At 71.6% G+C, this 14,702-nt stretch carries 14 protein-coding genes; 4 read left to right on the top strand and 10 right to left on the bottom strand.

Features of this window, described 5'->3' with window-relative positions; translation table 11 throughout:
* Window positions 1-8 precede the first annotated feature (8 nt).
* Both ACT2CW_RS29540 and ACT2CW_RS29535 read right to left on the bottom strand, forming a co-directional pair.
* Window positions 9-491 (bottom strand): VOC family protein, encoded by a 483-nt coding sequence (locus ACT2CW_RS29540; protein WP_445518824.1) that lies wholly within the window; start codon window positions 489-491, stop codon window positions 9-11.
* 57 nt (window positions 492-548) lie between these two features.
* Window positions 549-1,283 carry a MerR family transcriptional regulator gene (locus tag ACT2CW_RS29535; protein WP_445518823.1) on the bottom strand — a complete coding sequence of 245 codons (735 nt, stop codon included), beginning with the start codon at window positions 1,281-1,283 and terminating at the stop codon, window positions 549-551.
* 135 nt (window positions 1,284-1,418) lie between these two features.
* Here ACT2CW_RS29535 and ACT2CW_RS29530 point away from each other — a divergent pair, with 135 nt between their 5' ends.
* Window positions 1,419-3,668, top strand: a complete 2,250-nt coding sequence (locus tag ACT2CW_RS29530; RefSeq protein ID WP_445518822.1) for an ATP-binding cassette domain-containing protein — start codon at window positions 1,419-1,421, stop codon at window positions 3,666-3,668.
* Between the two features lie 51 nt (window positions 3,669-3,719).
* On the opposite strand, the gene ACT2CW_RS29525 is transcribed toward ACT2CW_RS29530, so the two are convergent.
* From ACT2CW_RS29525 to ACT2CW_RS29515, 3 genes are read right to left on the bottom strand one after another with little or no spacing between them, the layout of a single operon-like run.
* Window positions 3,720-5,276 carry a PTS ascorbate transporter subunit IIC gene (locus ACT2CW_RS29525; protein ID WP_445518821.1) on the bottom strand — a complete coding sequence of 519 codons (1,557 nt, stop codon included), beginning with the start codon at window positions 5,274-5,276 and terminating at the stop codon, window positions 3,720-3,722.
* Window positions 5,277-5,299: 23 nt separating this feature from the next.
* A complete protein-coding gene (locus ACT2CW_RS29520; protein ID WP_445518820.1) occupies window positions 5,300-6,103 on the bottom strand; it encodes a PTS sugar transporter subunit IIA in 804 nt (267 codons plus the stop codon).
* Between the two features lie 28 nt (window positions 6,104-6,131).
* Complete coding sequence (locus tag ACT2CW_RS29515) at window positions 6,132-7,340, bottom strand: MFS transporter (protein ID WP_445518819.1); 1,209 nt, start codon at window positions 7,338-7,340, stop codon at window positions 6,132-6,134.
* 56 nt (window positions 7,341-7,396) lie between these two features.
* Between ACT2CW_RS29515 and ACT2CW_RS29510 the strand changes: the two genes are divergently transcribed.
* On the top strand, window positions 7,397-7,978 hold the full coding sequence (locus ACT2CW_RS29510; protein WP_445518818.1) for a CGNR zinc finger domain-containing protein: 582 nt from the start codon (window positions 7,397-7,399) through the stop codon (window positions 7,976-7,978).
* 42 nt (window positions 7,979-8,020) lie between these two features.
* Here the strand turns inward: ACT2CW_RS29510 and ACT2CW_RS29505 are convergent, their stop codons facing one another.
* The 3 genes from ACT2CW_RS29505 to ACT2CW_RS29495 all read right to left on the bottom strand — a co-directional run bounded on the left by ACT2CW_RS29505 (window position 8,021) and on the right by ACT2CW_RS29495 (window position 11,478).
* Window positions 8,021-9,619, bottom strand: coding sequence for a sodium/solute symporter (locus ACT2CW_RS29505; RefSeq protein ID WP_445518817.1), 1,599 nt, complete (start codon window positions 9,617-9,619; stop codon window positions 8,021-8,023).
* A complete protein-coding gene (locus tag ACT2CW_RS29500; protein WP_182472681.1) occupies window positions 9,616-9,969 on the bottom strand; it encodes a hypothetical protein in 354 nt (117 codons plus the stop codon). The genes ACT2CW_RS29505 and ACT2CW_RS29500 overlap by 4 nt, the downstream gene beginning before the upstream one ends.
* 168 nt (window positions 9,970-10,137) lie before the next feature.
* The gene (locus tag ACT2CW_RS29495) at window positions 10,138-11,478 is read right to left on the bottom strand and encodes a PucR family transcriptional regulator (protein ID WP_445518816.1); all 1,341 of its coding nucleotides are present in this window, start codon (window positions 11,476-11,478) and stop codon (window positions 10,138-10,140) included.
* Between the two features lie 276 nt (window positions 11,479-11,754).
* On the opposite strand from ACT2CW_RS29495, the gene ACT2CW_RS29490 reads away from it, so the two are divergent.
* Window positions 11,755-12,204 (top strand): nuclear transport factor 2 family protein, encoded by a 450-nt coding sequence (locus tag ACT2CW_RS29490; RefSeq protein ID WP_445518815.1) that lies wholly within the window; start codon window positions 11,755-11,757, stop codon window positions 12,202-12,204.
* Window positions 12,205-12,288: 84 nt separating this feature from the next.
* Here ACT2CW_RS29490 and ACT2CW_RS29485 read toward each other — a convergent pair whose 3' ends face one another.
* Complete coding sequence (locus tag ACT2CW_RS29485; RefSeq protein WP_078559628.1) at window positions 12,289-12,717, bottom strand: spore-associated protein A; 429 nt, start codon at window positions 12,715-12,717, stop codon at window positions 12,289-12,291.
* A gap of 214 nt (window positions 12,718-12,931) precedes the next feature.
* Here ACT2CW_RS29485 and ACT2CW_RS29480 point away from each other — a divergent pair, with 214 nt between their 5' ends.
* The gene (locus ACT2CW_RS29480; protein WP_445518814.1) at window positions 12,932-13,804 is read left to right on the top strand and encodes a lytic polysaccharide monooxygenase auxiliary activity family 9 protein; all 873 of its coding nucleotides are present in this window, start codon (window positions 12,932-12,934) and stop codon (window positions 13,802-13,804) included.
* A 25-nt stretch (window positions 13,805-13,829) separates the two neighbouring features.
* Here ACT2CW_RS29480 and ACT2CW_RS29475 read toward each other — a convergent pair whose 3' ends face one another.
* Window positions 13,830-14,693 (bottom strand): TauD/TfdA dioxygenase family protein, encoded by an 864-nt coding sequence (locus ACT2CW_RS29475; RefSeq protein ID WP_445518813.1) that lies wholly within the window; start codon window positions 14,691-14,693, stop codon window positions 13,830-13,832.
* Between the last annotated feature and the right edge of the window lie 9 nt (window positions 14,694-14,702).

Raw genomic sequence — 14,702 nt, 5'->3', positions numbered from 1 at the left:
CGGATCGACTACGCGCCGTCGTACGCAGCCTGAAGCGCGGCGATGTCGAGCTTGCCCATCTTCATCATCGCCTCGGTGGCCCCCTTGGCCTTCCGCGGGTCCGCATCGGCGATCATGCTGAGCAAAGCGGTGGGGACGATCTGCCAGGACACCCCGAACTTGTCCTTCACCCAGCCGCAGGGGCCCTCCTCGCCGCCCTCGGAGAGCTTGCTCCAGTAGTAGTCCACCTCGTCCTGGTCCCCGCAGTGGACCTGGAAGGAGATGGCCTCGCTGAAGGTGAACTGCGGCCCGCCGTTGAGCCCCACGAACTTCTGCCCGTTGGCCTCGAACTCGACGGTCAGCACGCTCCCCGCGGGGCCGCCGGGCTCGACCCCGGTGTAGTGGGTGATCCGTCCGAGCCTGGAGTTCTTGAAGATCGAGACGTAGTGCTGCGCCGCCTCCTCGGCTCGGCCGTCGAACCACAGGCACGTGGTGAATCCGTCGCTGGCCATCGGTACCTCCTGCGTTGGGGAGCGTTCACCCCTACAGACCGCTCCCCCGCCGGGAACTCATCGGTCCTCGGCCGATCCGTTTTCGGTGAGGTAGTGGTGCAGCCGGCAGGAGCCCTCGAGCATCGCCGTGGCCCGCTGGGCGAGCCCCTCCTGACGTCGGGCGATGACCGTGCGCAGGGCCTCGCTGCTCCCCGTGCGGCGCAGACCGTCGAGGACGGGCCGGATCTGGGGCAGCGGATAGCGGACCTGGCGCAGCAGGTCGATCATCCGGGCGTCCCGGACGTCGGACGGCCCGTAGACGCGGTAGCCGGTGCTCCGGTCGCGCCGGGGGCGCAGCAGACCGGCGGACTCCCACACCCGCAGGGCCGAGGTGCGCAGCCCCAGACGGGCGGCCACCTCGCCGATACGCAGCGGCCCGGGGCGTGACGGCGCCGACGCGTCCGGAGTCTGCTCGGCGACCACTTCGAGCGCCTTCCCCGCCGCCTCGAGGGAGAGCCGCTGGTCATGGAGCGCCGCATGACCGGCGTTGACCAGGGTGAGCGCCAGGGCGACGTCCTCGTCATGGACCGCCCGCATGACCTCGCGGGCGGTCTCGGCGCCGTATCCCGGCATCAGGGCCCGGTAGGTCACCAGGGCTCTGCGGTGCCGGTCGTCGAGTCTGCGGTATCCGGCGGGGGTGCGGGCGGCCGGGGGCAGGATGCCCGCGTCGACGTAGTTGCGGATCTGCTGGGTGGAGACACCCGCCATACGGGCCAGATCGACGGGGCGCAGCGCGGCGTCCGTACGGCTCACGGTTCGTCACCTTCGGATCGAGGGTTCACGGGCGAGTTGAGGGTTGGCGTCCACGATATCGCGGTGCCTCCGGCGGGGGTTGGGCGGAGGGCCGGCAAAAGTCTCAACCTGCACTTCAATGAAACACTTGAAGGCATGGATGTCAGCGAAATCAAGGTCCGTGGCGCCAGGGAAAACAACCTCCAGGGCGTGAATGTGAACATTCCCAAGCAGCGGCTCACGGTCTTCACCGGTGTCTCCGGATCCGGTAAGTCCTCGCTCGTCTTCGACACCATCGCCGCGGAGTCGAGGCGTCTGATCAATGAGACCTATACGGCGTTCGTCCAGAACTTCATGCCGACGCTTGGCCGGCCGGATGTCGACTCGCTGCGGAATCTGAGTGCGGCGATCATCGTGGACCAGGAGCCGATGGGTGCCAACTCCCGTTCCACCGTGGGCACCGCCACCGATGCCCACACCCTGCTGCGGATCCTGTTCAGCCGGATCGGCAGCCCGTACGTCGGCCCTCCCCTCGCCTTCAGCTTCAACACCGCCGAGGGCATGTGTCCGCGGTGCGAGGGGCTCGGCCGGGTCACCGACATCGACATCGGTCAACTCGTCGACAGGGAGAAGTCGTTGAAGGAGGGGGCGATCACCGTCCCCGGATTCGAGGTGGACAGCTGGCACTGGCAGGTTATGGCGGCCTCCGGCCTTTTCGACCCCGATACCAGGCTCCGGGACTACACCCCGGACCAGTGGGAGGACTTCCTCCACAAACCGGCCACCAAGATCAAGGTGGGAAAGAACAACCTCACCTACGAGGGGCTGGTGACCAAGGTCCGCCGGCAGTACCTGGCGAAGGACCGGGAGACGATGCAGCCGCGCATGCGCGCGTTCGCCGACCGGGCCATGACCCTGACCGAGTGCCCGGAGTGTGAGGGCGCCCGGCTGTGCGAGGCCGTCCGGTCCTGCCGGATCGACGGCCGCTCCATCGCGGACTGCTCGGCCCTCCAGATCAGCGATCTGGCGGAGTTCGTACGCGGGATCCGGGACGATTCCGTCGGGCCGGTGCTGGAGAGCCTGCGCGCGCTCCTCGACTCCCTGGTCGAGATCGGCCTGGGGTATCTGAGCCTGGACCGGGAGTCCGGCACCCTGTCCGGCGGCGAGGCCCAGCGGGTGCGGATGGTCCGGCATCTGGGCTCCAGCCTGACCGATGTCACCTATGTCTTCGACGAGCCCACGGTGGGCCTGCATCCGCATGACATCGAGCGCATGAACCGGCTGCTGCTCCAGCTGCGGGACAAGGGCAACACCGTGCTGGTCGTGGAGCACAAACCGGAGACCATCCGGATCGCCGACCATGTGGTGGACCTGGGGCCCGGCGCCGGGGTGGCGGGCGGGCGGATCTGCTACCAGGGCGACCTGGCGGGCCTGCGCGCCTCCGACACCCTGACCGGGCGCTATCTGGACCACCGGGTGCGGCTGCGGGAGAAGGTGCGGCGGCCCACCGGGCAACTGCCGGTCCGGGGCGCCCGGCTGCACAATCTGCGGGATGTGAGCGTGGACATCCCGCTCGGTGTGCTCACCGTCGTCACCGGTGTCGCCGGATCGGGCAAGAGCTCCCTGATCCATGGGTCGCTGTCCGGGCGGGCGGAGGTGATCGTCGCGGACCAGTCGGCGATCCGTGGCTCCCGCCGCAGCAACCCGGCCACCTATACGGGGCTCCTCGATCCGATCCGGACCGCGTTCGCCAAGGCCAACCGGGTCAAACCGGGGCTGTTCAGCGCCAATTCGGAGGGCGCCTGCCCGCGGTGCAAGGGCATCGGGCTGATCTACACCGACCTCGCCATGATGGCCGAGGTGGCCTCGGTGTGCGAGGACTGCGAGGGGAGGCGGTTCCGGCCCGAGGTGCTGACGTACCGGCTGCGCGGGCGGAACATCAGCGATGTCCTGGGCATGTCGGTGGCCGAGGCGCTGGAGTTCTTCACCACCGGTCAGGCCCGGGTGATCCTGGACCGGCTGGCCGCGGTGGGGCTGGGCTATCTGGCGCTTGGCCAGCCGCTCACCACGCTCTCCGGGGGTGAGCGCCAGCGGCTGAAGCTGGCCATCAACATGGCGCGGAGCGGCACGACGTACGTCCTGGACGAGCCGACCACCGGACTGCACCTCGCCGATGTGGACCAGTTGCTCGCCCTGCTCGACCGGCTCGTCGACACGGGCAACACGGTCGTCGTCATCGAGCACCACCAGGCCGTGATGGCCCATGCGGACTGGATCGTCGACATGGGCCCGGGGGCGGGCCACGACGGCGGTCAGGTGGTGTTCACCGGGACCCCCGCCGACCTCGTGGACACCGGTGGCTCGCTCACCGCCGTCCACCTGCGCGACTACGTCAAGCGGGCGTGAGCCCCCGCCCTGGTGGTCCCGTCGGCGGGACCACCGGGGCGGCACGGCGGGTCAGGGCGCGGGCGGGGGTGCGGGAGCGCCCGCGGGCGGCGGGATCTTGGCGTAGGCGGCCGTGGTGGTGCCCGTCTCGGCGGGCGCCACCACGCTCTCGCGCGGCATCAGGGCGTCACGCGCCGCGCCCGGGTCCCAGCCGGTGTCGACCACCCGCTTCTGCACCAGGATCGCCGCCCCGAGGACCGCGAGGCCGAGCAGCACGATGACCACGAGCCCGGCGGCGCCACCGGCCTTGCCCGCGTTGCCGATGAGCGCGCCGAACCAGCCGAAGTCGGCGTCGCCGAAGGTGGTGTTCTGGTCGCCGAACGCGCCCAGCACCCTGAGCAGCAGGGCGGGGAGGAAGGTGATCAGCAGCCCGTTGAGGAACGCGCCCACGACCGCGCCGCGCCGGCCGCCGGTCGCGTTGCCGTAGACCCCGGCCGCGCCGCCGGTGAAGAAGTGCGGCACCAGACCGGGCAGCACCAGGGCGAGGCCGAAGGCCGGGTTGAACACCCAGGTGAGCAGGGCCAGGCCGATCAGCCCGCCGGTGAAGCTGGAGATGAACCCGATCAGCACCGCGTTCTGCGCGTACGGGAAGACGATGGGCGCGTCGAGCGCGGGCAGGGCGCCGGGGACGACCTTCTGCGCGATCCCCTGGAAGGCGGGGACCAGCTCGCCGAGGATCGTACGGACGCCGAAGAGGATCACCGCGACGGCGATGCCGAACTGGAGCCCCTGCATCACGGACTGCATCAGATAGTTGCCGGTGTCGGTGGCCACGGCGCCGCCGGTGCCCGTGGCGAACGCCTTGAAGGCGGCCTTCTGTCCCTCCTTGACGAGCAGGAGGACCGCCATGACCAGGTAGATCAACAGCATCGACAGGGCGGTGGCCACCATCGAGTCGCGCAGGAAGCGCAAGCCCTCGGGGAGCTTCATCTCCTCGGTGGAGCGGCTGCGCTTGCCGACCACCTTTCCGGCCGCGCCCGCCACGATGTACCCGGCCGTGCCGAAGTGGCCGATGGCGACGGTGTCGCTGCCGGTGACGCGCTTGGTCCAGGGGTGCGCGAAGGCGGGCATCGCGACCAGCATGATGCCCAGCAGCACCCCGCCGACGGCCACCACGGCGATGGTCGAGCGGCCCCCGTTGGCCAGGACCACAGTCAGCAGCGTGGCCATGAAGAGCATGTGGTGCCCGGTCAGGAAGACATAGCGAAGCGGGGTGAACCGGGCCAGCAGCAGGCTGACCACGAAGCCCAGGATCATCAGCCAGGCGACCCGTGAGCCGAACTGGTCCTGGGCGATGCCGACAATGGCCTCGTTGGTGGGGATCACGCCGTGGGCGCCGGTGACGCCCTGGATCATGGTGCCCAGCGGGGCGAGGGAGTCGGTGACCAGCCCCGCTCCCGCGCCGATCAGCAGAAAGCCGAGGGTCGCCTTGATGGCGCCGCCGATGATCTGCCCGGTGCTCTTCTTCATCGCGATGAGTCCGACGGCGGTGATGATGCCGATCAGATACGCGGGCTCGCTCAGAATCTCATTGACGAGAAACGTGGCAAGGGTGACAAACCAGCCCATGGTGCTTCCTCTGTCCCCGTCGTTCAGACGTCGTACGTGTCCCGGAGCACCGCGTCCACCTCGGCGGTGCTGGTGAAGTCCTGGACGAGCTTGACCGGCCGTCCCACATCGCCCAGGGTCCTGGCGATCTCACGGGAGGTGAGCAGGGCCACGGCCTCGGATGCCTTGCCCTTCGCGGAGATGGTGTCGGTGGCCTCCACGGTGACGAACCTCGACCAGCCCCAGCGGTCCAGCACCTGCTCCAGGGTGTTCTTGAGGAACAGGCTGGTGCCGACGCCGTTGCCGCAGACGGTGAGGATCTTGTGCAGCGAGCCCGCGCGGGGCTCGGCGGGTTCCGAGGCGGTGGCGGGTCCGGACTTCTCGGGGCCGTCCTCCGGCCGCTCCCCGGCCAGTACGGTGTGCAACACCTCCGGGGTGGGCGCGGCCGCGAGGGCGGCCGCCGTTCCGGGGTCGCCCAGGAGCCGCGCCAGGCTCGCCATCGCGGAGGTGTGCGCGGCGGAGTCCTGGGCGGCCAAGGCGACGACGAGGGTGACGGGGTCGTTGGACTCGTGCCCGAATTCCACGGGTTCGGCGAGCCGGACCCAGGACATCCCGGTGGACAGCACCGCCGGGGACGGCCGGGAGTGGGCGAAGGCGACACCCGGCGCGATGACGATGTACGGCCCGTTCTCCTCGACGTTGGCGACCATCTCGCGGGTGTACTCGTCGGTGGTGGCTCCCGTTTCCACCATCAGACGGCCGGCGGCACCTATCGCCTCGCGCCAGTCGGCCGCCCGTACATCGAGCCGGACGGCCTCGACGGGGAGCAGGTCTTTCAGGTCTTCCATGCAGGTCATCATCCCTGACATGGCTTCGTCATACAGCCCCCGGGGGCGGAAACGGAGCAACAGCCTCCGCAGTGCCCGGCAAGCATACGAAGACGAGAACCGCGAGTGCCTCGCACCCCCCGGCCACCACCAGCGCGCCGGGCAGCGACCAGGTGGCGAGCGGACCGGCCAGGCCCGCGCCGAGGGCGAAGCCGGTGATCTTGAGGCTGGCGCCGGTGGTGAAGACCTGGCCGCGCAGCCGCTCGGGCGCCTCCCGGTGGCGGATCGCGAACAGGGCCGTGAGCTGGGGACCCTCGGCGGCGCCGGTGAGCAGCACGGCGGCGATCAGCGCGGCCGGGTGGCCGGTGGCCGCGAGCAGGGGTACGAGGACGAGCAGCAGGGCGCCGCCGAGGAGCACGGTGTCCGGGCGCGGCGGGCGGGGACAGCGGGAGAGGACCGCGTTGGCCACGAGGGCCGACGCGGCGGTGGCGGACAGCAGCAGGGCGCCGCGGTCGGCGCCGCCGAGCACGGCCGCGCCGAGCGGCGGCCAGCAGGTGAGCAGCGCGCCCTGGCCGACGCAGGAGACGACGGAGGTGGCGGTGGCCCGTGCGAGGGGCCGGTTGCGGGCGATGACGCGCAGCCCGGCGGTGAGATCGGCGACGACCGACGCGGTCGGGGGCTCGACCGGCGCGGACCGAGCGGGCGCGGGGAGCGCCCAGGCGGCGGGCAGCGCGAGGCCGATCAGCGCGATGGACACCGCCACGGCGGCCGGTGCTCCGGCCGCCCCCGCGACGGCCCCGGCGAGTGCGGGCCCCACCAGCGCGGCGAGGCTGAACGTCATCGCGTCGAGCGCGGTGGCGCGGGGGAGGCCCGGTGGCGGTGCCACCCGGGGCAGTTGGGAGGTCCATCCGCCGGACAGGGCCGGTCCCAGCAGCCCCGCGCCCACCGCGAGGAGAACCATGAGGGCGAACGGCACCCGCCCCAGGCCCATGAGGATCGCGGCCAGCCCCGCCGCGTAGAGGGCGAGCGCCACGGCCAGCAGCCGGCCCGGCCGGGCCGAGCGGTCGAGCAGCACCCCGAAGAGCGGTCCGCCGACCGCGGCGGCGGCCATGATGCCCGCCAGCAGCGCCGGGCCCGAGGAGGGCGAACCGGTGAGCACCGGCCCGGCCAGCAGCAGCGCGGGGCCGGACATCTCGTCCCCCGCGCGGGCGGCGGCCGCCCCGCCCAGATAGCACCCCAACGCGTAACGCCCTGCCATGCGGAGCACGTTACGCACCTAACGCAAAACCCCGCCAGGTGCGTTACATTGGCGTCGTGTCACCGCCCTCGAACGACGACTGGTCCACCCGGCATTCGGTACGGGCCACCGCCCGGCGCACCGCCGCCCTCGTCAACGCCCTGACCGCGGAGCCGGTCCCGGACCCCGCCGCGATCGCCGGGCTGCTGCTCGACCATGGGGAGTCCGGCCCGCTCGAGCTCACCGCCGGCGATGTCGCGGGGATGCGCACCGCCGCGCTGCGGCTGCGCGAGGTGTTCGCCGCGGGCCATGTCGACGAGGCCGCCGGGGTGCTCAACCGGTTGCTGCGGGAGGGCACGGGCCCGCTCCGGCTCAGCTCGCACGACGGCCGCTCGCCCTGGCATCCGCACCTGGACAGCGATGACGAGGCGCCGTGGGGCGAGTGGTTGCTCGCCTCGTCGTGCATGGCGCTGACCGTGCTGCTCTGGGAGGGTCAGCGCCCGCCCGGCGGGCTGTGCTCCTCCCCCAGCTGCGGCGATGTCTTCCTCACGGTGGGCAGCGGCCCGGAGCGCCGCTACTGCTCACGCCGGTGCGCGACCCGCGAGCGGGTGGCCGCCCACCGGCGTGCCAGGGCCGGGGCCGGATCCCGAACGCCGTAGCCCGAAACGCCGTAGCGCGAACTCCGTGCGGGGACGCACGCGTCAGCCGGTGTGCACCGCGTAGGACGAGTCCCCCCACGCCGGGTCCTGGACATGCCGGGCCCGCCGTCCGTGGCCGCCGAGCCGGGAGCCGAGCCAGCCGAGCAGAAACCCGGCGGGAATGGTGATCAGGCCCGGATTGCGGAGCGGGAACCAGTGGAAGTCGCGCTCGGGGAAGACCGCGAGCGGGTTGCCGGAGATCGCCGGGGAGAAGGCCATGGCCACGGCGGTGAGCAGAAGCCCTCCGTACAGCGCCCAGCGCAGTCCGTTCACCGTGAAGCCGCGCCACAGGGTGCCGTAGAGCACGACGGGCAGCAGGGCCGAGGCGGCGGCCGCGAAGGTGAAGGAGATCAGGACCTGCCGGTTCCAGTGCTGGGTGACGATGGCGAGGACGACGGCCGCGACGCCGACGACCACGATGGCCGTACGGGCCGCGGCCAGCTCCCGGTTCGCCGAGAGCCCGCCCTTGAAGACGACCTTGGCCAGGACGTCATGGGCGAGGGAGGCCGCGGCGGCCAGGGTGAGTCCGGCGACCGCCGCGAGGGTGGTGGCGACGACCGCGCAGGCCACGACGGAGAACAGCAGACTCTGGTCGGCCTCCCGCGCCGCCGGGTCCAGGGCGAGGGTCAGCAGCAGCAGCGAGTCGCTGCCGGTGGGGTCGGAGGCGCGCAGGACGCGCGCGCCGACGACGGCGGTGGCTCCGGCGCCCACGATCACGATCAGCCCGAGGATGGTGGTGACCGCGCCCACCGCCCAGGTGGTGGCGGCGCGGGCGGCCCGCATGCCGCGGATCGGATGGAGCCGCATGGTGAGGTGGGGCATGCAGGCCGCGCCGAGGGCGAGGGTGAGCTGCACGCTGATGACGTCCAGGCGGCCGCTGAGCGAGTCCCCGTACTGACGGCCGGACTGCCAGAAGCCGTCGCCGTAGCCGCTGGCGTCGGCCGCGGCGTCGAAGAGGGTGGCCGGGTTCCAGGAGAAGCGCTTCAGCACCAGACAGGCGAGCAGGACGAACGCGGCGAGCAGCAGCACCGTCTTGAGGATCTGGACGAATCCGGTGCCCTTCATCCCGCCGAGGGCGGCGTAGCAGACCATGAGCGAGCCGATGAAGATGGTGCAGCCGGTGACCGCGCCGCTTCCCGGGATGCCGAGCAGCAGGGCCAGCATGGCGCCCGCCCCGTTGAGCTGGACCAGCAGCAGCGGCATGACGACCACCAGCACCACGACGGCGGTGCCGATGCGGGCGGGGCGTTCGCTCAGCCGCTCGGAGAGGACGTCGCCGAGGGTGAACCGCCCCCGTCCGCACAGCGGTCCGGAGAGGACCAGCATGAACATCAGGATGGAGAGCACGGTGGAGGTGGCGATGAGCACACCGTCGAACCCGGCCAGGGCGATGGTGCCGGTGGTGCTGAGCACGGTGGCGGCGGAGATGTAGTCGCCCGCGATGGCCAGGCCGTTCTGCATCGGGCTGAGCGCGCCGGTGCCCAGGTAGAACTCGGTGGGGTCGTCGTTGCCGGTGGCCGCGAGGATGCACAGCAGGAACGAGACGGCCATGAAGCCCGCGAAGAGCACGAACGCGAGCGTTCTGGGGTCGAGGAAGCTCACCGCTCCCCCTCCCCCGCGGCGCCGGCCCGGCGGTGGGCCCGGGCCAGGACGGTGAGCAGCACCGCCGCGTCCAGGCCGATCAGCATGGCGCCCACGGTGAACCCGCCGCCCGCGCCGAGGTTGACGACGCCTTCGGCGGCGCAGTTGACCACCACGGCGGCCACATGACAGGTGAGCGCGGTGCAGGCCGCCCGTGCCGACCAGGGCCACGGCCGCTGCCACGGTGAGCGCCGTGTCGGCGGCGGCGGCGCCGCGGGGCGGGGCGGGAAGGTGGCGGTGCGGGGCGCGGTGCGGGACGGGACGGACGGGACGGACGGGAACGGACCCCAGGGGCGGTCGTGGTCGGACATGTCGCGGCTCCTTGTGCGGGTTCCGTCCCGGGTCGCCGGGACGGAAACGCCACGACAGCAGGTCAGAAGGGTCGCGTACAGCCCAACCCGCGGACCGTGTGACGGGCGCACATGCTCGGCGCGGAGCCGTTGTGCACGCCCACATCGGCTCAGGCAGGCGGGTGGTTCTCAGGGCGTCAGCAGCCGGTGCGCGGACAGCGCGAGCGACAGCTCCATGACCTCGCGCGGGTGGTCCAGCGAACGCCCGGTCAACTGCTCGTAGCGGCGCAGCCGGTTGAGCACCGTGTTGCGGTGGCAGAACAGCAGCCCGCCCGCGCGGCGCGCCGATCCCCCGGCCTCCAGCCAGGCGGCCAGCGTCGTCAGCAGCAGCTCCCGGTCGGCGGGCTCCAGGGCGAGGACCGGTCCGAGCATCCGGTCGGCGAGCGCGGTGCCGAGGTCCGGGGAGGACACCACCAGCGCCTCCGGATAGCGCTCCTCCAGCAGCGCCGCGGTCCCGGCGGCCGGGCGGGTGCGCAGCGCCGTATCGGCGAGTCTGCGGGCCGTGTTGATCGCGGCGAGGCCGGTCACGGCGGGGCTGACCCCGGCCCGTGCGCCGGGCGGCACCTCCAGCCCGCGGACCAGCCGCTCCGCGCCACTGCCGCTGCCGCCGTCGCGGTCGCCGTCGCCTGCGCTCTCGCCTTCGCCGAGCAGCACGATGGCGTGGGCGGTGCCCTCCGCCGTGTGCCAGACCGCACGGAGTCCGTCGCCCACCTCGACGGAGTGCGGCGTCCGGCACGGCGCGTCGGCGTCCTCCAGCGCCACGACCGCGTAACGCCCCTGCTCGGGCAGGCCGAGGACCTGCTCCGCCTCGGGAAAGTCGCTCACCCGCGCGGTGCCGTCCAGCAGGGCCGCGACGATGATCCGGTAGCGGTTCTCCCGGTGCCAGGAGAGCTGCCGCTCGACCTCCTGGTACGCCGTGGCCACGAGGGTGCAGTGCTCGTCGACGAAGTTCCACACATCGGCGGCGACATGGACCAGCGACTGGGCGCCGAGTGGGTCCTCCCTCGATGCGGTCTCCAGCAGGTGCTCCCAGACGACGGTGCAGCCGATGCGGTACGCGTGCAGCAGCGCGTCCAGCGGAAAGCCCTGGGCGGCGCGGTCGGTGCCGATCCGCCAGGCGCAGGACCTGGCCGATTCGCGCGTCTCCTTGGGGTGCACCAGCGAGCGCACATTGTGGCTGAGCGAGTCGTGGACCTCCCGCCACACCTCGTGCGGGTCCACGGCGGCGGAACGGTAGGCGGGCTCCCGCTCCTTCATCAGCGCGACGATACGGTCCGTCAGCCGTGGCACCTCCTCGATGAGCACCCGGGCGGTGCGGTGCAGCAGCGCCACGGTCTCGGCGTCGGCCCGCGACCGGATCGGCGGACGGGCGGCGGGCATCCGGGGCGTCGTCCGGACCCGGTCGGCGGACAGGCGGGGGGCACGACCCATGGCGGGGACGGAAGCGCGGGAGCCGGTGACTGGGTGCATGAACGTTCCTCCACCTGTGACGGGCAATGCGCAGCTCAACACCGCAGTGAGGCCACGGCCAGGTTTGATACCAGAGCCTGCATGGCTATTGCACCATTGACATACCGGCGGGTCGGTGTCTTCCGCGAATTCTCCCGATGGCCTCATGGCGGCGCAGCGCCTCCGCGGCCGCATCCCGCACCGCGTACGCCGGAACGCCGCCGCTGACATGGGCCACTTACCGGCGGCCGCGGGATATGCTGTCGATCACTTGAATCTTCGGGGGGAGAGTTCCGCATGCTCGATCGTCTGGCGGTCCATGAGCTGATCCACCGCTGGTGGTTCGCCTTCGACGAGGGGCAGTTCGACGTCTGGCCCGAGCTGCTGACCGAGGACGTCCACATCACCTCCCGCTCGGACACCGGCGACTCCCCGTACGAGGAGTTCATCGCCTCCGACAACCGGGGCCGCGAGCAGGTGATCGCCTGGCAGCGGCAGCACCGCGAGGCGGCCGGCTATCCGCTGCGCCACAACGCCTCGAACATCCACATCGAGCGGATCGACGGCGACGACATCTCGGTGGTGTCCTACATGTACGCCACCAACATCACCGACGGTCAGGTGACCCCGATCGCCGGCGGTGTGGTCCGCTGTGTGGTCCGCTCCGACGGCGCCGCCTACCGCCTCGCGGAGCTCCACATCGTGCTGGACACCCACGCGGTGGCCTTCACCGAACGTCAGGTGTAGCAATGGCGGCGGCCACCTCGAAGAGGTGACCGCCGCTCCCCCGTGTGATCCCCCGTCGGCTCTGCCGACCGTGTGGCTCCGGGCTTACCAGCCCTTGGTCACGCGGTAGGCCTTCAGGGATCCGCAGTTCGATCCGTAGGTCCAGGTGGACTGGTTGTCGATGCCCCCGGCCCAGTCCACACACTTGCCGCGCCCATCGCCGTAGACCGGGCCCGCGTACGAGGTGTACGCGCCGCCGTCCTCGGCCGACTCGTCGGCGCCCTGAACGTACAGGTAGGCGAACATGGGAACCGGCTTGCCCGTGGCGTTCCGGACGGTGACCACGCAGTTCTTGCCCTTGGCGGAGTTGTAGGTGAGGAAGACGGTGCCCTTGGAGCCGATGGGCGCCGAGTTCACCACCTTGTACCCGCTGCCGCACACACCGTTGTACGAGGCCGTGGCGGCGGCGGACGCCTGCGGCGTCAGGGCCACGGTGCCCGCGATGGCGGTGGCGAGGACCGCGGTGGCGGCCATACGGCGAGAAAGATTCATTTGTCCCCCTTAATGATTCTTCATGGGCGTAGGCGCTGTTTGCGTCTGCCTAGGGAGACATGCGGAGATGACGGATGGTTGTACGTCATCATGACGCGGCTTACGGCGGCCCGTTGAACGCATGGACCGGGCTTCCCGTACCCCTCGGGACGGGCGATCCGCCCGCCACCGCACCGACCCCGGAAGGCCGCACCGGATGATCTCGTACCGCACCGCCGCCGTGGGCGCCCTTCTCGGGGCCCTCCCCTGTCTGTTCACGGCGCTGGCCGCTCCGCCCGCGCAGGCGCACGGGGCGCCGACGGACCCGGTGAGCCGGACGTTCGCCTGCTCCCCCGAGGGCGGGGGCGCGGCCCGGTCGGCGGCGTGCCGGGCGGCCCGAGCCGCCAACGGCCCGGAGGCCGCGGACTGGGACAACCTGCGGATCGCGGGGGTGGCGGGCAAGGACCGGGAGCGGATCCCGGACGGAAAGCTGTGCAGCGGAGGCCTTGAGCCGTACCGGGGTCTGGACCTGCCGCGCGCCGACTGGCCCTCGACGCGGCTGTCGGCCGGGGCGGATCTCACGCTCACCTACCGGTCGACCATCCCGCACACGGGGACCTTCGAGCTGTATCTCACCAAGGAGGGCTACGACCCGACGCGGCCGCTGACGTGGTCCGATCTGGAGGCGAAGCCGTTCGCCACGGCCAAGGACCCCGCACTGGTGGACGACGCCTACCACATCAAGGCCACGCTGCCCGCCGACCGGACCGGCCGTCAGCTGCTCTACACGATCTGGCGGAACACCAGCACCCCGGACACCTACTACTCCTGCTCCGATGTGGTGCTGGGGGCCCCGGCGAAGGGCTCCTCGGACGCGGCCCCGCCATCCGGGGCGGCCGCCCCGCCGTCCCGTGCCGCCACGCGGCCCACGGAGCCGTCCCCTGCCGCCGCCACGCCCTCCCGGACCACCTCCGCCGCCGACGAGGGTGACGGCAATACCACTCCGGTGCTGCTCGCCGGTGGCGCGTCCGTGCTGGTGCTCGGCGCGGGTGTCGCCGCCACCGTACGACGGCGACGCCCGAGCCGCTGACCGGCTCGATGGTTGTGGCGGTCCGTCACCGGTAGCCGTGCCGGGCCGTGACATGGCGCGGGTAGTAGCGCTCGTCGGGCGCGGGCCGGTACTCCTTCCAGCGCGGGGTGTCGCCGGTGGGCTGGTCGCCGAGGACGGTCACCCGCTGGCCCCTGCGCGGCTCGGTGTAGTCGTTGACGGCCAGGTGCTGGGTGGCGCGGTTGTCCCACATCGCGACGGCGCCGGGCTGCCAGTGGTAGCGGCAGTTGAACCGGGGCGACTCGGAGTGCTCGAAGAGGTACTGCAACAGGGCGTCGCTCTCGGGGCGGCTGAGCTGCGGGATGTGCGAGGTCCACATGCGCGTGACGTACAGCGAGCGCCTGCCGGTCTCGGGGTGGATCCGCACCACCGGGTGTTCGGCGGAGTGCTCACCGGTCTGCGGGGTGTTGAGGACGTGGACGGCGGTGAGCCCGTCGAGGAGTTCGCGCATCGGCTCGGAGAGCGCCTCGTAGACCAGGTACTGATTGCTCCACATGGTGTCGCCACCGGAGGCGGGGCACACCTGGAGATGGAGGATCGAGGCGACCGGCGGATTGGGCTGGAAGGTCACGTCGATATGCCACTCGTCGGCCTTGGCGCCCTGGTCCGCGTCCAGCACGACGATCTCGGGATGGCCGTCGACCTTCGGCAGGAACGGATGGACCTCCAGCTCCCCGAGCCGCCGTCCCAGGGCGATATGCGCCTCCGGGGTGAGGTGTTCCTGGTCCGGGAAGAAGACCACGAGGTGCTTGAGCAGCAACTCATGGATCCGCTCGAAGAGTTCGTCGGTGAGCTCGGTCAGATCGACACCGCGGATCTCCGCGCCGAGCGCTCCGGAGACGGGGGTCACGACCGGTTCGGGAGTGGGCATGGGAAACCG

The sequence above is a fragment of the Streptomyces sp. NEAU-174 genome (assembly GCF_052665095.1).
The sequence above is the reverse complement of the archived record's forward strand: the minus strand, read 5'-3'. Positions and strand labels throughout refer to the sequence as shown.